Origin of the sequence: Bradyrhizobium sp. 138 (assembly GCF_023074075.1) — a bacterium.
GTDB lineage: Bacteria > Pseudomonadota > Alphaproteobacteria > Rhizobiales > Xanthobacteraceae > Bradyrhizobium.
The window spans coordinates 241525-261445 of sequence record NZ_JADPKT010000070.1 but is presented as its reverse complement, the minus strand read 5'-3'; the positions used below and the strand labels follow the sequence as shown (position 1 = coordinate 261445).

Genomic DNA, 19921 nt, shown 5'->3' with positions numbered 1-19921 from the left:
GCTGCGGGTCGGTTCCCCACAGCCAGCGGGAATGGTGCGCGCTGGCAACATTGAAGAGTTTTCTTTCTGCTTGCGGTTGTGGGGTAAGCATCTCGTCTTGCAAGCTGCCTGCATGAGGGAGGATGATCTTGGAAACACGAAGTAACGAGAAGTAACGAATTGTAGTGGGACAGATTGTAAGCTCTGCACGTGGTGCGCAGAGGGGAAATGTTGAGGACGTCGAGCACGTAGATTCGCGGGAATCTCCGTGAATCGCAGTGGGGGGACTCGGATGAGTGGCGATCGCGTTTCGGGTAACAAGGTCGGAAGGCTTCTCGCCTTCGGCGTGATGGGTCTGGGCGCGGCACTCGCCTCCTCCGGGTTCACTGACCGCGCGGCGGCTGCAGACCGGCGGGGCTCCTCCGGCGGTGTCATCGTCAGCGAGATGAACGACGTCCAGCGGGTAAAGCTCGTCGTCAACAAGTCACGTACCTTCAAGGTCGACACGGCCTTTGCGACGATCGTGGCGGGCTCGTCTGACATCGTCGACGTGAAGTCGCTGAGCGATCACCTCATCTACGTGCAGGGCAAGCGGACCGGCACCACCAACGTCATCCTGTTCGACAATTCGATGAAGCAGATCGGGATCCTCGATGTAGAGGTCACGATCGACACCGGCAATCTCCAGCAGAACATCCAATCCAGCACAGGAGCCCGCGGCATTCGCGTTTCTGCGTCCGAAGGCCAGGTCGTCCTGAGCGGGATGGCAATTGATGCCATCGCCGCCGAGCGGGCAATGTCAATTGCCAAAGGCACAGCCCCCGAAGGCAGCGTCGTAAACGCCATGAGTGTCGCGGCGCCGCAGCAGGTGATGCTCGAGGTGCGCTTTCTCGAGGTGAGCCGGGAGGCTGGACGCAATCTGGGCGTCAATCTGTATGCGGCGAATGCCAACGGGACCAATGTTGGGAATTCGGGGCTTGGTGGTGCAACTAGCGCGACGGGCCGCCGGCCGATCGGTGGTATTAATACGGTCCAAAACCCCACTGGTAATGCTGGCGGTACGCCCGTTGGCGCTTCTCCTACGGGCAGTCTTCCGATCCTCGGAACTCTGGGAACGCTCGCCGGTACAGCAGGAGGCATCGCGCCGGCCCCGTTCGGAAGCTTGTTGACCAGCGTGATCAGGACCAGCAGCGGCGGCTCCGTGGACTTATTGATCTCGGCGCTGGAAACCAAAGGATTGGCGCGCCGGCTGGCGGAGCCAAATCTGACCACGCTGTCCGGCGATGCCGCCCGCTTTCTCGCCGGCGGTGAGTTTCCAGTACCGATACCGACTCAGACGACAAACGGCTTTCCCACCATCACAATTGACTACAAGAAGTTCGGTGTTGAGCTCGCCTTCGTCCCCACTGTGCTCTCGCGCGGTGTGATCAATCTTCGGGTCGAGCCGTCGGTCAGCGAACTTGACTTCGCCAACGCGGTGACGATCCAGGGGACGACCGTTCCTGCGCTGACCCGTCGCGACGCGCGAACCACGGTGGAGTTGCGCGATGGCCAGAGCTTTGCCATCGCCGGCCTGCTCCAGACCCGTAATCGCCAGGACGTCTCGCAGTTGCCTTGGATCGGCTCGGTGCCGGTGATTGGAAGCCTGTTCAGCAGCAAATCGTATCAGCAGGAAGAAACCGATCTGGTGATCATCGTGACGCCGCGCCTGGTCGCGCCGGCTGCACCCGGTCAGCAACTGGCCTCGCCGCTCGACTCCCGCCTGCCGGCCAACGACGTCGATTTCTTCCTCAATGGTCAGATGGAAGTCCGCAAGCGTTACCATGACTACGTCAATTCCGGAGGCGAGGTGAAGGGACCGTATGGCCACATCATCGCGCCTGAAGTCCGGGCCCCCGTCGTCGTCCCGGCCGCTAGTGCCGATCAGACGGTCGTCAAAACTCTAAACTAGAGGACGCGCGAGATGACGATCAGGTATCTGGTTCTGTTTGCGCCCATCCTGCTCGGGGGATGTTACGGCGTCGCCGGTCATGACGAGGTGGACCGCTACTTTCAGCGTTCCAACAGCATCACGATGACCGCCGGCGATGCCAAGCAGGTCAACTCGGTCACCCATACAATCCATCCATGGCCGCGATACGTCGGCGATCGCCGGATCGCGTACGACGCTCAACGAACTGGCGCGGCTGTGTACCGCTATCATCGCTCCGATCAGCCGAAAGATCAGCTTCCCAATATTGGCGATGCGGGGAAACTAATGGGGCAGCCGCCTCCCGTGACGACCAACCAGAATATTACTACCGACGAGAATATCCACCAGACTATCAACGGGCCGCCCAAGTAAATTTAGCGATGCGTTTGAGTGCGGTGCAGTGCGTCCGCTGGGCCGGGCGGGGGACAAAATTATGCGACGTGCCATTCTACTGCTGACCTGTTGCTTGCTGGCGCCAGGCCTTGCGGCCTGCGACCAGACGCTGAGGGAGGCCGCCATCGTGGCTCCCGTCGAGCCACCGGGTGGGGACCCGGTTCAGGAGCCGACTGACGTCAAGTACTACCCGTCGGACGAGCCTGTGCGGCTGGGCCTGGAGCATTACAATCGCGGCAGTTACGGACTGTCACAGCGCTATTTCAAGGACGCCGTCGAGAAATCACCCAAGGACGTCACGGCCTGGATTGGTCTCGCAGCGAGCTACGACAAGCAGCGTCGTTTCGACCTGGCCGATCAGGCCTATGCCCAAGCGATCCGGCTGGGAGGCGAAACCGTTCAGATTCTGAATGACCAGGGATATTCGTACATGCTGCGCGGCAATCTGAGTGCGGCGCGACGGAAGTTCGAGAAGGCCTATTCGCTCGACCCAGGTAATCCGGTCATCGCCAATAACCTCGAGCTTCTCAATGGCAGCCGCCGGTTCATTGAAAGACCACCAAACAACCAGCCATAAGTAGTCCGGAGACTGCGATCACGGCCAGTTCTCGTCAATTTGGTCCGATCACAGCATCAGCGTGACGGCTGCCGCTGCGCATGATGACAATGATGCCATTGCGAACGGTAAATCGCGCGCCGAGCAGTTTCCGCACCTTCTCCGTGATTGGAAAAGGAAAGGGCACGGTTTCTCCTGCGACGGGATCGCCGACCTTGATCGTCTCAGTCGCGGAGCCTCCAATTGGTGCAGGCTTGATATAGTCCCGGATAAGCTGAATCTCTTCACGTAACAGGATGAGCGGAGCCTGGTCAGGACGGGTCTCCGACGGCGGCTTGGATGTTTCACTGCTTGTCTTTATCTCATTGGTGCTTGCGATCTGATCGAGCCTGGCTACGCGTAGCTTGAGCGCGATGATGTCACGTTGCAGTGTTGCGATCTCCAATTTGCGCGAGTTGACTTCCATGAAGACAATGATTGCGCAAACGCAGCTCACGACAAAGCCGACGCTCAGCAATGCGATCAACCACCGCTCAACGTTCCCCATCGACCCTCCGGCCGTCCGGGGGAGTTGATCGCGCTGGAGATGGCTCCGCCAGATGCGGCGTGCTCGGTCCATCCAGTCTGTAGAGCCCGTTCCGCCGGCCGCCCGGCCCGACCCAAAATGCGCGGGCGACGAGGCGGCTTCATCTCGGGCCGGATCAACTAACGACGCCGTGTCGACCTGCTCAAGCTCTAGGTCCTCGGGGACGCGATCCTCCGTAGTCAGATGAGCGGCAGGGTGGAAGGGATCCATCTGCTTATCGAGCCGGCCCATCTGCGTTCTCCATGGAGCCTTCCATCAACTTCAGCAGTTCTGCCGACGCGGATAGAATAGGGTACCCGAGGATTCGATCAATCGGAACGGAAAAGGCGCCAGTCCGCGGCGTGAGCCGTTCTAAGGATAGCTTCCGGAGACAGGGTACCAACAGTTGTCAAGCACGTTCCGACCACGCGGACCGTATACAGTGCAATGGGGCACTATGATCGTGCGACAAATGCCCAAATTCAGCCGGTTAAGCCCAGGGTGCGACCGGTAAGTTATTGGTTGTTCTACGCCCGTCGCTATCTCTTAATCAGCGGGTCCCAGGTTCGAGCCCTGGTGCGCCCACCATATAAATCAAGATCTTAGCGAGAGAAACCGTTTGAGAGGGCCGAACTAGAACGGTTTTTCAAACGGTGTTTTTGACGGTCGGCCGAAGAGCACACTCTCTCTCCAATGTGATCACTGTCGAAAGGCGCAGAACGCTCCCGTCGTGATTCAGTCCGTCTGGGACGATGGAGGTGCCAGCCACCATCCCGTTTATTACAATATCCAACAGGGGCGCTCCCTAAAAACCAGCTTCACAGGTGAACTCAGCACGCGCATGTCTTGTCCGGAAGTAGATGGAAAGGCCTGTATCGTGAACGCGCGAACGATCACTGTGAACAATCAATCCACTGGATGGTGACAGGCGACACCACCGTCACCATCAGCGCGCCATTCCGGATAAGCTGTGCGGCACAAATCCGATGCGCGCGGGCAACGAGGATGAAAATGACACCCCGTCGGCGGATTGGCGGCGGAGGGAATTTCGCCGACGATGCGCGGCAGCTGGCCTCGGATGGCCGGGTCCGGGATGGGCGAAGCATCACGCAGCATGCGCGTATAGGGATGGCGCGGTGCGCCGAACACGCCTGAGACCGAGCCGGTCTCGACAATGCGTCCGAGATACATCACCGCAACGCGCGAACAGAACCACCTGATAACGCCGAGATCGTGACTGACGAACACGAATGTCAGGCCGCGCCGGGTCTGCAGATCCTTCAGCAGCAGCAGCACCTGCGCCTGCACGGAGACATCGAGCGCGGAAACGGGCTCATCGGCAACGATGAGCTCGGGTTCGACGGACAGCGCGCGGGCAATTCCGACTCGCTGACGCTGCCCGCCGGAAAACTCATGGGGGTGGCGGTCGTAGGCGGAGGGCGGCAGGCCAACCTCCTCGAGCAACGAGATTGCGCGGTCGCGCGCGGCACGACCACGGGCAAGACCGTGCACGCGAAGCGGTTCCGTCAAAGCCTGGCCGATGGTGCGTCGCGGGTTGAGCGACGAATAGGGATCCTGGAATACGACCTGCATGCGGCGGCGCAGCCGCTGCAACGTCGACCCGTGGGCGTCGGTCACGTCGATGCCAGCGAAGCGCACGCGACCGGCATCAGGCGGAATCAGGCGCAACACGGCACGCGCCGCGGTCGACTTGCCGCAGCCCGATTCGCCGACCAGGCCGAACGCCTCGCCGCGCGCGACTTCGAAGCTCACGCCATCCACCGCGCGGACTGTGGTCGTGACCGGGCGAGGGAAGCCCTTGGTCACCGTGAAATGCTTGGCGAGGTCGCGGACCTCGAGCAAAGCTTCTGACGCAGTCATTGGGTTGCTTTCGGATCGGTCACGTCGCAAAGGCCATCACCGACGAGGTTCAGTCCCAAGACTAGGACAAGAATGGCCAGGCCCGGCCAGATGCACAGCGATGCTGAATCCAGAATGTTCTCGAATCCATCCCGCATCATGCCGCCCCAGGTCGGCGTCGGCGGTTTGACGCCGAGCCCGATGAAGGAAAGCGAAGCCTCGGTGCGGACTGCGGTCGCCATCCAGAGCGTGCCCATGACGAGGAGGTCGGTGACGATGTTGGGCAACACATGCACGAGCAGGATGCGCAGATGCGAGAAACCCAGCGCGCGGCCGGCCTCGATGAAGGCGCGCTCCTTGAGCACCAGGACCGGCGCGCGAGCGATGCGGGCGAACGGGGCGATCGCCGTGAGCGCAATGGCAATGACGAGATTGGTGACACTCGAACCGAGCAGCGCCACCATGATCATGCCGAGGATCAAGCTCGGAAACGACAGCAGGACATCCATCACCTGCATGGTGACGAGATCGAAGCGGCCGCCGATATAGCCGCTGATCATGCCGATCGCGCCGCCAACGACCACGGCAGTGGCGATGGAAAGAAAGGACACCAGCAGGGATACGCGCGCGCCCCAAAGCAGCCGTGACAGCACATCACGGCCGAACTGGTCGGTGCCGAGCAGATACTCGGACCCGGGTCCTGCCAGGCGATCGACGATGTTCTGTTCGAGTGGATCGTGAGGGGAAAGCCATGGCGCCAGCAGCGCGCCGGCTAGGATGATCGAGCAGAGGACGACGCCGGCGACCGTCGTGGGATTGCTCACGAGCCGGCCGATCATTGCACGCCGTGGCGAAGGTGGTGCGGAAAGGGCCACATCGGTCATTGCTTAACCCTCGGATCGATGAGGCCGTAGCTGATGTCGGTGATCAGGTTCACGACGACGATCAGGAAACAATAGATCACCATCATGCCCTGCAACATGGTGTAGTCGCGCTGGGTCAGCGCGCTGACGATCACCTTGCCGAGGCCCGGGCGGTTGAACACGATTTCGGTGAGCACCGAATTGCCGATGAGGATGCCGACATAGAGACCGACCACGGTGACCACGGGAATCAGGGCGTTGGATAAGCCATGACGCCAGATGATGCTGCGCCGTGGCACGCCTTTGGCGCGCGCGGTGCGGATGTAATCCTCGCCGAGGACTTGCAGCATCGAGCTCCGCGTCACGCGGACGACATAGGCGGCCATCACGATGCCGAGGGTGAGTGCGGGCAGGACGAGCTTGTGCAGGCCGTCGATCCAGTCGCCAGGGCGCGGATTGCCGATTACCGGAAACAGGTGCAGCTGCAGCGCGAAGACGATCAGGAGAAAGATACCGGAAACAAAGACGGGAAAGGACAGCCCGAGCAATGACAACAGGCGCGTCAGAACGTCGATCGGTCCGTTGCGATGAAGGGCAGCCCAGACGCCGGCGGGAATACCGATCAGGCAGCCGATCGCCATGGCTGCCAGCGTCAGCACGATTGTGTGCGGCAGAGCCTCGGCAATTTCGGTCCAGACCGCGCGATGCGTTACCATGCTGGTGCCGAGATCGCCGCGCAGGGCATGACCAAGGAATTCGAAATATTGCGCGCCGATCCAGCGATCGAGGCCGAGTTCGGCGCGCAGGGCAGCAAGCGTTTCGGGCGTGGCGCGATCGCCCAGGATGGCGATTGCCGGATCGCCGGGAACCACACGCACCAGCAGGAAGACAAGCGTCAAGACGGCGAGCAGCGTCGGTATCGACGCCAGCAATCTTCGGATGATGAAGCCAATCACCGGGTGATCCTGTGGTCTGGTCGCGTCCGCCTCATTTGAATTGCGTGGCTTCGGTGAGGAGCGGGCCGAGCGACAGCGACGCCTTCAGCTCGTAGCCGTAGTCGAGGTCGGTGCGATGCGCCCAGATCTGCAGGGCTTCGGCGAGAGGAACGGCGCAGACGGCCGCGACGATCTTCTTCTGGGCATCGGCCCAGAGGCTGACCTGCTTCTCGATGTCGGTCTCGGTCTTGGCGGCGTCGATCTCCTTGTCGGCCACGTCGCAATGGCTGAAATTGGTGACGGCCGTCGGCTTTCCGACAATGCTTGCCGAGTGGAAGAACTGGGTCAGGTAGATGTCCGCCACGGGAAAGCGCGCCGCAGCGTAGTAGACGATCGGGCTCAGATCCTTGCGGATCTGCTGATGGAAGGTGGCGTGATCGACGACCTGAATGTCGAGATTGATGCCGGCCTTTCGTAGCTGCGCCTGCACGACCTGCATGCTGCCCAGCATCTGCGGGAGCTGCGTATGGATGATCTTGATCGTCACGCCGTCGGGATAGCCGGCCTCCTTGAGCAGTGCCTTGGCCTTGGCGATGTCCGTATTGACGAGACCGACGTCCTTCACCGATCCGAGATAGCCCGCCGGAATCACGCTCTGGCCGGGACGTGCGGTGTCGGCGCCCTGCCATTTCACGAGCTCGGGCCGGTTGACGGCATAGGCGATCGCCTGCCGCACGCGGAGGTCGTCGAGCGGCTTCGCCATGATGTTGAGATTGAGATTGGCGAGCTCGCCGGGCTCGAACACGTCGACGACCGAGTTCGGCAAGGCGCGGATGCGGTTGATCCACGCCTGGTCCTGCTTGCCATAAACCAGATCGATCTCGCCATTCTGGAAGGCGAGGTCGCGCGAGGAATCAGAGGGAATGTAGCGATAGCTCACATGCTCGAGCTTCGGCTTGCCGCGGAAATAGCCGCCGAAGGCGGCAAGCTCGAGCGACTGGTTCGGGGTGTCGGACACGAAGGCGAAGGGACCCGTTCCGACCGGATTGCGGGTGAAGTCCGCGCCATGTTTCTCGACCGCCTTGCGGCTGACGATGTAGCCGCCGGAGTAGTTGGTGAGCAATCCGAGCAGGCTCGGCACCTGCCGGGCCAGCACGATGTGGACCGTAGCGGGATCCGTTGCCTCGATCGTCTTGAATGCGGCGAAGTCGGCGGAGAAGGCCGACGTCTTGGCGTCGCTGGCTCTCTTCAGGCTGAAGACGACGTCATCGGCGGTCAGCTCGCCGAAGTCGCCGTGGAACTTGACGCCCTTGCGGAGATGGAAGGTCCAGTCGAGCTTGTCGGGGCTCGATTCCCACTTCTCGGCGAGGTCCGGTTCGATCTGCGCCGGATCCATGGTCCCCGGCTTGAAGCGCACGAGGCCGTTATAGATCCAGGCCACCACGGTGCGGTCGATCGTGCTGACAGCGCGATGAGGATCGAGCTGGCCGACATCCTGGGCGGCCATGCCGACCCTCAGATCGGTCTTTGGTGCTGCGGCAGCAGGTGTCGCAATGAGGGTGGCAGCGGCGAGTGCGGTACTAAGCGTGATGCGAAGCGTCATGTCTCTGTGCCTGCTGGTTGGATGATTGATCCGTTGCAAAACGATCGATACGGAATGGCTCGAGCGGGACATCCGTGCGGCCGTCGAGGACGAGCTCGCTCATGATGGCACCGATGGCCGGGCCAAGCTGGAAGCCATGGCCGGAGAATCCGAATGCATGAAACAGGCCGGGCGTCGTGCGGCTCGGTCCGATGACCGGAATATCGTCCGGCGTTTCGCCGTCGATGCCGGTCCAGCTGCGGATGACCTGCACGCCCGCGAGCTGTGGCACGAGCTGGAGCGCCTTCGCCATGACTGCGTAGCTTGGTTCCGGCAACGGCCGCGAACGCGAAATATCCGGATCGGACTCCCCGCGGCCCCCGCCGAAGATCACATTGCCGCGCCTGATTTGACGCAGGTAGACGTCGCCGCCGACGACGCCCAGATTCGGCGTGATGAAGTAGGGCAACGGTTCGGTCACGAGCATGTTGGGGTTGAGTGGCGACACTGGAACCTGCTCGCCGAATGCCTTGGCGACGGCGCCGCCCCAATAGCCGGCGGTGTTAACGAGAACTCGGGCGCGAAATTCCTGCTCGCCCGATGTCAAGATGAACTGAGTGCCGTCATGGGCGAGCTTGTCGACCGGCGTGAACTGGCGGATATCGGCGCCCGCATCGCGCGCGGCGCGCGCCAGAGCGGGGCTCAACAGACGCGGGTTGGCGGCGCCATCATCGGGCGCGAACGAGCCGGCCACGACGTCAGGGCCGAGCCAGGGATATTGCTGATGGATGGCGTTACCGCCGATCATGATCAGCGGAAGGCCGTTGGCCTTGGCGAGGTCGAGATAGGCGAGGAGGTCGGCCTCCTCGGCTTGGTTGCGCGCCAGCTTCAGGTGCCCGGTCACCTCGAATTCGCAGTCGGTGCCGATGAGCTCTGGCAGTCTGGTCCAGATGTCGCGGGAGCGTCGGGCGAGCGGCAATTCCGCCGGATGCCGGCCCTGCTGGCGCACGCCTCCGTAATTGACGCCGCTCGCTTGTCCGCCGATCTGGCCGCGCTCGAGCAGGATGCATCGTGCGCTGCGCTTGGCGAGATGCAGGGCCGTGGAGCAGCCTGCGCCGCCGCCGCCCACGATCAACACGTCGGTCGCTATCGCGCTCATGCGGCCTCCGCGGGAAGGATGGGAATCGGCTTCACCGGCGGCTGCCCGCGCAGGCGGCCGACCTGCTCGACCGGGCAGGACAGTGTCGTGGCCAATATCTCGGCCGCGGCTGCGCCGCAGACGCGGCCCTGGCAACGTCCCATGCCGACACGGGTAAGCGCTTTGGCGCGATTGACCTCCGGTGGCGGAAGCGTCGCAAGCGCCTCATTCGCGGCGGCGCGCAATTCGCCCGCCGTGATCGCCTCGCAGCGACAAAGGATCGTATCGTCCGCCATGTCGGCCGCGAGCCTGGCCGGAAATGGAAATGCGCGCTCCAATGCGGCGCGGAAGGTGGCGCCGGCTGCAAGCCGTGCATCGAGGCGCGCCACGGCGTCGGCGTCAACCGCCAGGCCGCGCGCGGCCAGCACGGCCCAGGCGGCGCGGGCGCCGGCTGCCTCGGCGAGATCGGCCCCTCGAATGCCGCTACCGTCGCCGGCAAGGAATACGCCGTCGATGGATGTCTGACCGCTCTGTTCCTTGCGCGGCACCCAATTGTTCTGCACGGGATCGAAGTCGAAGGGCACGCCGGCGAGATCGGCGAGCTGCGCCTCTGGCTTCAGCCCAAAGCCGAGCGCGACGGCATCGACGGCCGCCTCGTGCGTGCTGCCGCGCGCATCGCGCCAGCTCAGCTTTTCGACCTGGCCGTCACCTCCGATCGCGAGCGGCGTCACGCCCTCGAAGATGGGGATGCCGCACGCGCGCAGCCAGCCGATGTAATAGAGGCCCTTGGCGAAAGTTGCGCCGCCGCGCATCAGCCCCAGCGCCTGCGCCGCCTTCGTCGCGAAGGGGGTCGTGTCCAGCACGGCGGTAACTTGAGCGCCGGCTCGGGCATATTGATACGCCACGAGGTAGAGCAGGGGGCCCGTCCCGAGAAAGGCGACGCGCGCACCGATGGCGCAGCCCTGCGCCTTCAACGAAATCTGGGATCCGCCGAGCGTGAAGACCCCGGGCAGTGTCCAGCCCGGCAGCGGGATCACCCGATCCATCGCGCCGGTGCAAAGGATTGTCTGCGCGAACGGAACAGCGCGCGCCTTGCCGTCGCAGATTGTGTCCATGACGCCCGGCCGCAAGTTCCATGCGAGCGTTCGCGGGCGGAAGTCGATCGACGTGCGCAGGCGGTCGAAGTCGTCGTGGATGGCGCGTGCCTTCCTGGCTTCGAAGCCGTAAAGCGTAGGCGCGGTACGGTGGAATCCGCTTGGCTGCCGTTGATAGATGCGTCCGCCGTTCTCCGGCGCTTCGTCGATCACGATCGGACGCAGGCCTGCGCCGACGAGAACCTGGGCCGCGCGGGTGCCTGCCGGACCGGCGCCGACGATGACGATGCTCATGGCCGCACCATCCCGCGAGACACGCGCATGCCCTCTTCGATCGGGGTGGTGCAGGCGCGGACGCGGCCGTTGCCTTCGACGCTCACCCAGCAATCCTGGCATGCCCCCATCAGGCAGAATCCAGCCCGCAGCCCGTCGCCGAACTCGCTCGCCCGGAGATAGCCGCCGGCTTGGGCGAGGATAGCCGTGAGCAGGCTGTCGCCCTCGAGCGCGGCCACCGGCGCACCGTCGAGCATGAATGACACGGCGGGCCGGTCCGTCTCCGCCAGGCGTTGCAGTCTCATAGCATGTCCTCCAGCCGGCAATTGACCAGCAGTTCGGCGATGGTCGCGGTGTTGGGCAGTCGCAGGACCGTCGCGATCAGTTCAGCGATGTCGCGCGGATCGCTCATCTTCTCGCGCGGCCATTTGGTGACATGCGCGGTCATGTCGGTGGCGACGAAACTCGGGCAAATCGCGGTCGCGCGGATGCCGTGCTCCCAGCCATATTGCCGCACGGCATGGGTGAGTGCGATCAGCGCAAACTTGCTCATTGCATAGCCGGCGTTGGGATTGCGAACGCGTTTTCCGGACATCGAGGCGACGTTGATCACGCGTCCTTCACCGCTCTTGGCAAGGTGCGGCAGCGCAAGCCGAATGAGCCGCATCGGCGCCTTGACGTTGATCAGCATCATGGCGTCGAGCGCGGTCTCGTCCGGGTCGGTGAGATTGGCTTCCGGATTGATCGCGGCAGCGTTGATGAGGCCGTCGAGCCGGCCGAAGCGGTCGATCGTCGCCGCAACCCATGCTTCCGCCGAAGGCAGGGACTCCGCATCGTAACGATGCAGCATCAGTCCGTCGGATCCCACCAACCCACGGGAATCGCGCACACCGGCAGAGACGCGGTAACCGCCGGCGACCAGGCGCTCCACCACGGCGCGGCCAATGCCGCGCGAGGCACCTGAGACCATCACGACCCGGCCGGATGCATCAAGCACGGGCAAGCTCCTTGGCGAATGTGTTGGTTGCGATGTGACAGCGGGCGAGATGCCGTGGGGCGGCGGCTGCCAGAACCTGCGGCGCCTCGCATCCTTCGCGGCGCAACGGGCAGCGCGGGGCGAAGCGGCATCCCTTCGGCATGGAATCGAGGGGTGGCACGCGGCCTGGAATGGCAGCGAGCATCTGCTCCGCGCGATCCATGCGCGGGATCGCCGAGAAGAGCGCGCGCGTATAGGGGTGGGCGGGCTTTGTGAATATCTCCTGCACGGGCGCCTCTTCGACGATCTGGCCCGCATACATCACCGCGACGCGGTCGGCGATCTGGGCGACGACGCCGAGATTATGCGTGATGAACAGCATGGCCATGCCGTGGCGGTCCTTCAGATCAGCGAGCAGCCCGAGAACCTGCGCCTGGATGGTCACATCGAGAGCGGTCGTCGGCTCGTCGGCCAGCAGCAGCGTCGGCTCGCAGGCGAGCGCCATCGCGATCATCACGCGCTGGCGCATGCCGCCCGAGAATTGATGCGGATACTCATGGAAGCGGTGCCTGGCGGACGGAATCTTCACTTCCTCGAGAACGGCGAGCGCCTTCGTTTCCGCATCCGCGCGCGACATCCCGCGATGGACGCGCAGCGCCTCGGCAACCTGTGCGCCGATGCTGATCACCGGATTGAGGCTCGTCATCGGTTCCTGAAAGATCATCGCCATGCGGTCGCCGCGCAGCGCCTCGAACTTCGTCTCATCGATCGTTCGCAGATCGGTATTGTCGAGGAGGATGCGGCCTGCCGATACGCGACCTTGCGGTTCCGGAACGAGACCCATTATGGAGAGGGCGGTGACCGACTTTCCGCAGCCGGATTCGCCGACCAGAGCCAGCGTCTCGTTGCGGTCGATTGTGAAGGAGACGCCGTCGACCGCAGCGTACCACTCCGCACGAATGCGAAACTCGACTCGAAGATCTTCGACACGCAAGGCCGGTTCGCGCATGGAGCTGGACTGCCGGAGCGAGGGACGTCACCTGCTATTCAGGTCTTTGCTATGCGTCGTGTCAATGCCATATTCCACTATGTGCAAACATGAGGTCCCGTCTTTCCGCTATGTGTAATGATGGTGCCGTCCTTCGGGGGAGTATTTCATCTGATGGATGATGTTTCCGGTGGCGGGCCGTCTGGAAGTCTGCCGCGCGCAGTCGCCTTGCTGCGCGCGCTGGCCGCGAGCGGCGGCGGGGGGATGCGGCTGACGAATGCGGCCGAGACGGCCGGCGTGACGCCGGCTTCCGCGCACAGATTGCTGCGCATGCTGGTCGATGAGGGCCTGGTGGAGCAGGATGCACGCAACAAGCACTATCGACTCGGCATCGAGTTCTTTTCGCTTGCCGCGCGAGCCGGAAACCCCGGCAATCTGCGCGAGGTTTGCCGGCCCACGCTGTTGCGGCTATCCGCCTCGTTAGGCGACACGGTCTTCCTGCTGGTGCGCAGCGGATATGATGCGGTTTGTCTCGATCGCTGTGAGGGACCAGTGCCGATCCGCTCTTTTACCGGCGATATCGGCGGCAAGGTGATCCTCGGAGTTGGGCAAGGTAGCATGGCCATCCTTGCTCACCTGCCGGAAGCGGAACGTGAGGAGGTGATCCGCTTCAACCTGCCGCGTCTGCTCAATTTCGGTCCGTTCGACGAAGTGTTCTTCCGCAAGGGAATCGAGCAGGTGCGGGAGAGCGGCTACGCTGCGCGCGGGACGGGACTCCTGCCCGGCATGGCTGGTGTCGCCGTTGCGATCCTTGACCGCGAAGGGCGGCCGCTCGCCGCGATCAGCATCGGCACCACCGTCGAACGGCTGAACGCGGAGCGTTTGCCGACCGTGGTCCAGGTGCTGAGGCGCGAGGCCGAGGCGCTGGCGACCAAGATCAATCCGTTTGACGTTGCCTTGCGCAGGCCGGCGCAACATGCGGGCTCGTTCTGAGAATGCAGTGGGTCCGTCGTATGCGCGCTGCCACATATGAGGCAGCGCAAGCTTGTCAATTCGTCGGCCCGTCGCCGCGAATGGCGAACGTCGTCGCCTTCAGCTTAGTCATGCCGAACTTGTCGAACAGCTTGTCATAAGTCCCGTCGGCGCGGATCGCGGTGAGAGCATCCGCGACGGCCTGGGCGAGTTGCTTGTCGCGGAAGGCGAAGGTGATGTCGGTGCCGGCGATGTCGCGAACCCAGATCTTGGCGATGCCCTTCTGCTCGAGCGAGTTTGCGGTCTCGTTGATGTTGAGCGCGGCCTCGAGCTGGCCGGCGCGCAGCGCCGCCGAAGTCGCGGTCACCGTGGCGAAGGTGCGCAGCTCGACCGGCTTCAGGCCCTTGGCTTCCATTGCCGTGCTGAACTCACGCGCCTTGCGCTCGGTGTAGGTCGCCGATTCCACGCCCACCACTCGGCCAGCGAGATCCTCGAATTTCTCGAGCTTCAGGCTGGAGGAGGGGTCGGTGTAGATGCTGATCGCCTGCTGTGCGTAGGGCACGAGGTAGAGCATCTTCGAGCGCTCCTCGGTCCAGAACAGGCCGGTGTTGATGGCGTCGAAGCGGCCGGAGCGCAGCGCCGGGATCATCGGCGGGAAGTCCATGCGCAGGAACACCGCCTCGACGCAGACGCGCTTGGCGATCTCGCGGGCGAGCTCGACATTGAGGCCCTGCAGCTCGCCCTTGTCGTCGACGAATTGCTGCGGCGGCAGCGTCGGGTTGATCGACATCTGCCATTTGGGCGATTCGATCAGGCTCGAGGCCGGCACTTTCGGTGTGCAGGTCTGGGCACCGGCGGCCTGCGTCAGGCCAGCCAGGAGAACGAGGGCGGAGAAGGTCTTGGGAAATCGCATCTGAATACTCCGATCAAATCGTGGGTGGCAGAGGATCCGTTCTCCGGTCCGAATTCTTCTTCATTGTCGCGTCAATCGGCCGCCGTCGCGTTGGCTTGCCGGGTCAGGATCAGCGAGATGTGGCGGGCCGCAGTCACCATCTCGTCGCGCTGGTTGAGGAGGTCGAGCGTCTCGATGACGATGCCGCGCCGGGGGTCTTTGGTCGGCCGCTTCTCGACGAAGCGGAAGCGCACGCGCAAAGTATCGCCGGCGACGATGGGCGCCCTGAACTTCACCTCGTCCCAGCCGAGTGAGGCGACAGAGGTCTCTTCGTACAGCTTCAATTCCGACTTCAGCCCTTCCATCAGCGACAGGCCGAACAGACCGTGGCCGATCACGGCAGGAAAGCCGCGGGAGCGCGCATAAGCATCATCGAGATGTAGCGGATGATGGTCGCGCGTGATGTCGGCGAAGGCGGCGATGTCGGATTCCGTCACGGTGTGCACGGCTGTCTCGAACTCCGTGCCGAGCGCGATATCTTCGTAACAGAGATTGATCGGGCCGCTGGCTTTCATGCTGATCCCTCAGGCAACCTTCCGTGGCCGCGCCGGCAACGTCTTGAAACTCTGCGCAATCCCCATTGGCCCGGAGCGGAAGATGCGCGGGTCCATGTCCTTCAACTGCGGGCTGATGCGCGGCTTAAAACCCAAGTGGGCGAGGATGTCCTCGTTCAGCCGCACGCCCGGCGCAATCTCTGTCAGGGTCACGCCGCCGTTCTCCAGCTCGAACACGGCGCGTTCGGTGACGTAGCTGACCTGCTGGCCGCGCTGCGCGGCAAGCGAGGCGCTGAAGCTGATCTGGCCAACCTGCGGCACGAATTTGCGGAAGGCGCCGTCGCGCCGGATCGCGAGGCGGCCGTTCTCGACGCCGATGTCGAATTTGCCGCCGGTCATCGTGCCGCTGAAGATCAGCCGCTTGGCATTCTGGGTGATGTCGATGAAGCCGCCGGAGCCGTCGCGGCGCTCGCCGAAGCGAGTGACGTTGACGTTGCCGGCTTCGTCCACCTCCGCGAAGGAGAGGAAGGCGCAGGAGAGGCCGCCGCCGTCGTAGAAGTCGAACTGATAGGCCTGATCGAGAATGACGCGCGGATTGATGGCGGTGCCGAACTCGCGGGCATGGCCGGGCACCCCGCCGACTACGCCGGATTCCACCGTCAGCGTGATCAGGTCGGAGATGCCTTCCTCGGCCGCGACATTGGGAATCATCGCGGAGATGCCGACGCCGAGATTGACGACATCGCGCGGGCGCAGCTCGAAGGCGGCGCGGCGGGCGATCACCCTCCGCTCGGTGAGCGGATCGGGCGTGATCATCGCGACTGGCACGCGCGTCTCGCCGCAGCGCGCCGGGTCGTAGACTGTGCCGTAGGTCTGCATCTGCTCGGGCTCGAGCACGACGTGGTCGATCAGGAATCCCGGAATCTTCACCATCTGCGGATGGATCGAGCCGCGTTTCACGATGCGTTTGACCTGGCAGATCACGGTGCCGCCGGCATTGTGCACAGCCTGCGCGATCGAGAGATCCTCGCGCGTCGTGCCCTCGTGCTCCATGCTGATATAGCCGTCCTCGTCGGCCGAGGTGCCGCGGATGATCGCGACGTCGGGCGGGGCGGGAACGCGGTAGAGCAGCCACGACTGGCCGTGCAGCTCGAGCAGGTCGACCAGCGGCGCGGCGGTGCGCTTGTTCATGCGCCCGCCATCCTGGCGCGGGTCCATGTAGGTGTTGAGCCCGACATGGGTCAGCACGCCGGGATGCTTCGCCGCCATGGCGCGGCAGAGCTGGCTCATCACCCCTTGCGGGAAATTGTAGGCGTCGATCAGCTCGTCGCGGACGAGGCGCATGAACGGCACTTGCAGGCCAAAATTGCCGCCGATCACCCGCGCGATCAGGCCCTCATGGGCGAGATGGCAGAGGCCCTTCTCGGTCACGGCGCCGACGCCGGTGATGTTGATCAGCGTCAGATTGTGCGGGCCCTGGCCGCCGAGAAAGCGCCGTTCCAGCGCGTCGAGAATGGCTTCGGCTGCACCCGTGCCGCCATTGCCGCCGACGATCAGTGTGTTGGCATCGCGGATCAGGCCGGCGGCCTCTGCCGCAGTGATGATGCTCAGCATGCCCTCACGCGGCCTCCTTCTCGACCTGGCGGGCGATGATCAGCCGCTGGATCTGGTTGGTGCCTTCGTAGATCTGGGCGAGGCGGACGTCGCGGAAGATGCGCTCGATCCGGTACTCGCGCGAATAGCCGTTGCCGCCGTGGATCTGCAGCGCGTTGGAGACGTGCTTCATCGCCATGTCGGTGGTGAACAGCTTTGCCTGAGCCGCTTCCTTGGCGATCGGCTCGCCGGAATCGTGCAGGCGCGCGGCATGGTGGATCAAAAGGCGCGCGGCGGCGATGTCGGTCGACATGTCCGCGAGCATGAACTGCACCGCCTGGAAGCCGATGATGGCCTGGCCGAACTGCTTGCGGTCCTTTGCGTAGGTCGTCGCGTCCTCGAACGCGGCCTGCGTCATGCCGAGTGCCATCGAGGCCATCATCAGCCGGCTGAAGTTGAAATTGCTCATCGCCATCTTGAAGGCCTGGTTCTCCGGCCCCATCACGCTGTCCGAGGGCAGGCACACGTCGGAGAAGATGATCTGGCAGTCGTCGAGGCCGTGCATGCCGAGCAGCTCCTCGTTCTTGCCGCGCGCGATGCCGGGGAGGGCGCCGTCGACCAGCAGGCAGGAGATGGAACGGTGGCCCGCCTCGCTGCCGGTGCGAGCGAACACCATGATCCGGTCGGCGACGCCGCCGAGCGTGACCCAGGCCTTGGTCCCGTTGAGCCGCCAGCCATTGCCGTCACGCACCGCATTGGTGCGAATGCCCGCGACGTCGGAGCCGTGGTCGGGCTCCGAGACAGCGGTGGCGGGAATGATGTCGCCGCTGAGAATCCCGGGGATCAGCTCCTTGTGCGCGTCGGTGCCGTGATGGTCGAAGAACAGCGCCGCCTCGACGGGAATAGCAAAAGCATTGGCGACCGCGCCGGAGCAGCGCGCCAGCTCCTCCATCGCGATGCAGGCCGCGACCGCATCGAGCCCGGCGCCGCCCGCGCCTTCGCGCAGGCAGATGCCGAACAGGCCGAGATCGGCCATGCCCTTATAAAGTGTGCGGTCGAAGCGGTCCTCGCGGTCGATCGCGGCCGCACGCGGCAGGATCTGCGCTTCCGCGAAGCGGCGGGCGGTGTCGCGGAGCGCCTTCTGGTCCTGGGTGTAAAAGCGGTCCATGGCGTGCTCCGTCAGTCGCTGGCGAGCTTGGAATCGTGTGAGACTTCGCTCCGGTCGCGATCGAGGAAATAGACCGCGACGTCGTCGCCGGGCACGCCATAGGCGCTGCAGACGCCGCGGGTCAGTGCAATGGCGGCCGCGCGGCGCTCGGCCTCGCTGCGGCGGAAGGCGTGGACCTTGAGCAGGATGCGCTGGCCGAGCTCCTGAGTTCCCATCGCGCCGGCATGGGCGTAATCATCAGCCGCAATGGGAAGGAAAAAGAGCGTAACGGCATCTGCGGTGACGCCGAAGGCCGACATCAGGCCGTCGGTCACCGCGCGCGCCAGCGCGGCCTTGCGCTGCTTTGGGACTTGCGGGGCGAGCACTTCGACATAGGGCATCGATCAGACCTTCGCGGATTTGGCCGCAGATGATTTGGATGAGGACGATTTGGACTTGCCGGATCTCGCTGGAGGCGGGGCGTCGATCTGGCGGCAGGAGTCGCGCTTGATCAGCTTGGCGCCGACGCGATATTCGCGGACGCCATCATTGCCGTTGCCCTTCGCGTCCATGCGATGCAGCAGCCGGTCGACGGCAAGATTGGCAAGATCCCGTGCGCCGTTGTCGACGATGCTGATGGCCGGGCGATGCCATTCGAACCACGGCATGTCTTCATAACAGAGCAGCGAGAGATCGTCGGGAATGACGATGTTCCGTTCCGCCGTGACGCGCAGCACGCCGAGCGTTGCTTCGTGATTGGCGACGAAAATCGCGCTGGGAGGACGGGGGAGATCGAGCAGCTTGCGGGCACAGGTCGCGCCGGTCTCCGGCACGAAATGACCCGCATGAATCAATGTGTCGTCCCTGGTGATGCCGGCCTCGCGCAGGGCGCGGACATAGCCGGACAACCGTTCGCGGCCCGACGTGGTGTCCTGGCGGCCCACGATCAGCCCGATGCGCTTGTGTCCGAGCTCGATCAAATGACGCGTGCCCAGATAAGCGCCTTGCGGGTCGTCGGCGAGCACGGTCTCGAGATCGGTCGCGTCATCGCGCCGCACCAGGCAGACGATGGGCACGTCCTTCGAGAGCGTCTCGAGCTGAGCGCCGTTCTTGCCGGTCGGCACCACGATCAGCCCGTCGATGCGGTGGTCGACCAGCGTGGTGAGGGTGTCGCTCTCCTGCTGAGGATCGTCGCCGCCGATGCACAGAAGCATCTGATAACCCAGCGTCTTCAGGCGCGCCTGCACCACTTCGGCCATCACCTGGAACGAGGCGTTGGTGAGATTGTGGACGAGAAGGGCCACGAGCCGCGACTGCCCGGTCTTGAGGCCCCGCGCGATCGGGTTCGGCCGATAGCCGAGCTCGCGCGCGATGCGCACCAGGCGCTGCTGCGTACGCTCGCTGGTCAGGCCGGTTCCCGTCAGCGCCCGGGACGCGGTGCTGACTGAAACGCGGGCCGCCTGTGCCACATCTTTGAGCGTGACGCTCATCCAACCTGCCGATAAACTGCAAACGATTGCAGAAACGCTATGAGCTTATTCTGCGCTGATCAAGCTCAAAAAATGGATGGTGTTGCCCAATGCAGAGCC

General features: G+C 63.9%; 20 protein-coding genes. 4 read left to right on the top strand and 16 right to left on the bottom strand.

Going from position 1 to position 19921, the window contains the following annotated elements; translation table 11 throughout:
- The first annotated feature begins 271 nt into the window (after positions 1-271).
- The 3 genes from IVA79_RS23420 to IVA79_RS23410 all read left to right on the top strand — a co-directional run bounded on the left by IVA79_RS23420 (position 272) and on the right by IVA79_RS23410 (position 2921).
- Positions 272-1930: a type II and III secretion system protein family protein gene (locus IVA79_RS23420; protein ID WP_247557147.1), complete on the top strand. Its 1659-nt coding sequence runs from the start codon at positions 272-274 to the stop codon at positions 1928-1930.
- Positions 1931-1942: 12 nt separating this feature from the next.
- A complete protein-coding gene (locus IVA79_RS23415; RefSeq protein WP_247557143.1) occupies positions 1943-2323 on the top strand; it encodes a hypothetical protein in 381 nt (126 codons plus the stop codon).
- Positions 2324-2384: 61 nt separating this feature from the next.
- Complete coding sequence (locus IVA79_RS23410; RefSeq protein ID WP_247557140.1) at positions 2385-2921, top strand: tetratricopeptide repeat protein; 537 nt, start codon at positions 2385-2387, stop codon at positions 2919-2921.
- A 34-nt stretch (positions 2922-2955) separates the two neighbouring features.
- On the opposite strand, the gene IVA79_RS23405 is transcribed toward IVA79_RS23410, so the two are convergent.
- From IVA79_RS23405 to IVA79_RS23360, 10 genes are all read right to left on the bottom strand, one after another.
- Positions 2956-3717, bottom strand: coding sequence for a hypothetical protein (locus tag IVA79_RS23405; protein ID WP_247557137.1), 762 nt, complete (start codon positions 3715-3717; stop codon positions 2956-2958).
- Positions 3718-4371: 654 nt separating this feature from the next.
- Positions 4372-5328, bottom strand: coding sequence for an oligopeptide/dipeptide ABC transporter ATP-binding protein (locus tag IVA79_RS23400; RefSeq protein WP_247557134.1), 957 nt, complete (start codon positions 5326-5328; stop codon positions 4372-4374).
- 14 nt (positions 5329-5342) lie between these two features.
- Positions 5343-6209 (bottom strand): ABC transporter permease, encoded by an 867-nt coding sequence (locus tag IVA79_RS23395; RefSeq protein ID WP_247557130.1) that lies wholly within the window; start codon positions 6207-6209, stop codon positions 5343-5345.
- Positions 6206-7144 carry an ABC transporter permease gene (locus tag IVA79_RS23390; protein ID WP_247557127.1) on the bottom strand — a complete coding sequence of 313 codons (939 nt, stop codon included), beginning with the start codon at positions 7142-7144 and terminating at the stop codon, positions 6206-6208. The genes IVA79_RS23395 and IVA79_RS23390 overlap by 4 nt, the downstream gene beginning before the upstream one ends.
- 31 nt (positions 7145-7175) lie before the next feature.
- Positions 7176-8726 carry an ABC transporter substrate-binding protein gene (locus IVA79_RS23385; RefSeq protein ID WP_247557125.1) on the bottom strand — a complete coding sequence of 517 codons (1551 nt, stop codon included), beginning with the start codon at positions 8724-8726 and terminating at the stop codon, positions 7176-7178.
- On the bottom strand, positions 8704-9864 hold the full coding sequence (locus IVA79_RS23380; protein ID WP_247557124.1) for an FAD-binding oxidoreductase: 1161 nt from the start codon (positions 9862-9864) through the stop codon (positions 8704-8706). The genes IVA79_RS23385 and IVA79_RS23380 overlap by 23 nt, the downstream gene beginning before the upstream one ends.
- Positions 9861-11231, bottom strand: coding sequence for an FAD/NAD(P)-binding oxidoreductase (locus IVA79_RS23375; protein WP_247557122.1), 1371 nt, complete (start codon positions 11229-11231; stop codon positions 9861-9863). The genes IVA79_RS23380 and IVA79_RS23375 overlap by 4 nt, the downstream gene beginning before the upstream one ends.
- Positions 11228-11515 carry a (2Fe-2S)-binding protein gene (locus tag IVA79_RS23370; RefSeq protein WP_247557120.1) on the bottom strand — a complete coding sequence of 96 codons (288 nt, stop codon included), beginning with the start codon at positions 11513-11515 and terminating at the stop codon, positions 11228-11230. The genes IVA79_RS23375 and IVA79_RS23370 overlap by 4 nt, the downstream gene beginning before the upstream one ends.
- On the bottom strand, positions 11512-12207 hold the full coding sequence (locus tag IVA79_RS23365; RefSeq protein ID WP_247557118.1) for an SDR family NAD(P)-dependent oxidoreductase: 696 nt from the start codon (positions 12205-12207) through the stop codon (positions 11512-11514). The genes IVA79_RS23370 and IVA79_RS23365 overlap by 4 nt, the downstream gene beginning before the upstream one ends.
- Positions 12200-13195, bottom strand: coding sequence for an ABC transporter ATP-binding protein (locus tag IVA79_RS23360; RefSeq protein WP_247557116.1), 996 nt, complete (start codon positions 13193-13195; stop codon positions 12200-12202). Before IVA79_RS23360 ends, IVA79_RS23365 begins: the two co-directional genes overlap by 8 nt.
- Positions 13196-13348: 153 nt before the next feature.
- Between IVA79_RS23360 and IVA79_RS23355 the strand changes: the two genes are divergently transcribed.
- Positions 13349-14167, top strand: a complete 819-nt coding sequence (locus IVA79_RS23355) for an IclR family transcriptional regulator (protein WP_247557114.1) — start codon at positions 13349-13351, stop codon at positions 14165-14167.
- A 55-nt stretch (positions 14168-14222) separates the two neighbouring features.
- On the opposite strand, the gene IVA79_RS23350 is transcribed toward IVA79_RS23355, so the two are convergent.
- The 6 genes from IVA79_RS23350 to IVA79_RS23325 form a co-directional block, all read right to left on the bottom strand.
- Positions 14223-15059 (bottom strand): ABC transporter substrate-binding protein, encoded by an 837-nt coding sequence (locus IVA79_RS23350; RefSeq protein WP_247557111.1) that lies wholly within the window; start codon positions 15057-15059, stop codon positions 14223-14225.
- 71 nt (positions 15060-15130) lie between these two features.
- Positions 15131-15613 carry a MaoC family dehydratase gene (locus IVA79_RS23345; RefSeq protein ID WP_247557109.1) on the bottom strand — a complete coding sequence of 161 codons (483 nt, stop codon included), beginning with the start codon at positions 15611-15613 and terminating at the stop codon, positions 15131-15133.
- 9 nt (positions 15614-15622) lie between these two features.
- Complete coding sequence (locus IVA79_RS23340; protein WP_247557106.1) at positions 15623-17206, bottom strand: CoA-transferase; 1584 nt, start codon at positions 17204-17206, stop codon at positions 15623-15625.
- A 4-nt stretch (positions 17207-17210) separates the two neighbouring features.
- A complete protein-coding gene (locus IVA79_RS23335; RefSeq protein WP_247557103.1) occupies positions 17211-18353 on the bottom strand; it encodes an acyl-CoA dehydrogenase family protein in 1143 nt (380 codons plus the stop codon).
- A gap of 11 nt (positions 18354-18364) precedes the next feature.
- A complete protein-coding gene (locus IVA79_RS23330) occupies positions 18365-18733 on the bottom strand; it encodes a tautomerase family protein (RefSeq protein WP_247557100.1) in 369 nt (122 codons plus the stop codon).
- 3 nt (positions 18734-18736) lie between these two features.
- Positions 18737-19822 (bottom strand): LacI family DNA-binding transcriptional regulator, encoded by a 1086-nt coding sequence (locus IVA79_RS23325; protein WP_247557099.1) that lies wholly within the window; start codon positions 19820-19822, stop codon positions 18737-18739.
- Between the last annotated feature and the right edge of the window lie 99 nt (positions 19823-19921).

Coding starts and splice junctions, on each gene's coding strand:
- IVA79_RS23420 (WP_247557147.1), top strand. CDS start 272: ATGAGTGGCGATCGCGTTTCGGGTAACAAGGTCGGAAGGCTTCTCGCC.
- IVA79_RS23415 (WP_247557143.1), top strand. CDS start 1,943: ATGACGATCAGGTATCTGGTTCTGTTTGCGCCCATCCTGCTCGGGGGA.
- IVA79_RS23410 (WP_247557140.1), top strand. CDS start 2,385: ATGCGACGTGCCATTCTACTGCTGACCTGTTGCTTGCTGGCGCCAGGC.
- IVA79_RS23405 (WP_247557137.1), bottom strand. CDS start 3,717: ATGGGCCGGCTCGATAAGCAGATGGATCCCTTCCACCCTGCCGCTCAT.
- IVA79_RS23395 (WP_247557130.1), bottom strand. CDS start 6,209: ATGACCGATGTGGCCCTTTCCGCACCACCTTCGCCACGGCGTGCAATG.
- IVA79_RS23385 (WP_247557125.1), bottom strand. CDS start 8,726: ATGACGCTTCGCATCACGCTTAGTACCGCACTCGCCGCTGCCACCCTC.
- IVA79_RS23380 (WP_247557124.1), bottom strand. CDS start 9,864: ATGAGCGCGATAGCGACCGACGTGTTGATCGTGGGCGGCGGCGGCGCA.
- IVA79_RS23375 (WP_247557122.1), bottom strand. CDS start 11,231: ATGAGCATCGTCATCGTCGGCGCCGGTCCGGCAGGCACCCGCGCGGCC.
- IVA79_RS23370 (WP_247557120.1), bottom strand. CDS start 11,515: ATGAGACTGCAACGCCTGGCGGAGACGGACCGGCCCGCCGTGTCATTC.
- IVA79_RS23360 (WP_247557116.1), bottom strand. CDS start 13,195: ATGCGCGAACCGGCCTTGCGTGTCGAAGATCTTCGAGTCGAGTTTCGC.
- IVA79_RS23355 (WP_247557114.1), top strand. CDS start 13,349: ATGGATGATGTTTCCGGTGGCGGGCCGTCTGGAAGTCTGCCGCGCGCA.
- IVA79_RS23350 (WP_247557111.1), bottom strand. CDS start 15,059: ATGCGATTTCCCAAGACCTTCTCCGCCCTCGTTCTCCTGGCTGGCCTG.
- IVA79_RS23345 (WP_247557109.1), bottom strand. CDS start 15,613: ATGAAAGCCAGCGGCCCGATCAATCTCTGTTACGAAGATATCGCGCTC.
- IVA79_RS23340 (WP_247557106.1), bottom strand. CDS start 17,206: ATGCTGAGCATCATCACTGCGGCAGAGGCCGCCGGCCTGATCCGCGAT.
- IVA79_RS23335 (WP_247557103.1), bottom strand. CDS start 18,353: ATGGACCGCTTTTACACCCAGGACCAGAAGGCGCTCCGCGACACCGCC.
- IVA79_RS23330 (WP_247557100.1), bottom strand. CDS start 18,733: ATGCCCTATGTCGAAGTGCTCGCCCCGCAAGTCCCAAAGCAGCGCAAG.
- IVA79_RS23325 (WP_247557099.1), bottom strand. CDS start 19,822: ATGAGCGTCACGCTCAAAGATGTGGCACAGGCGGCCCGCGTTTCAGTC.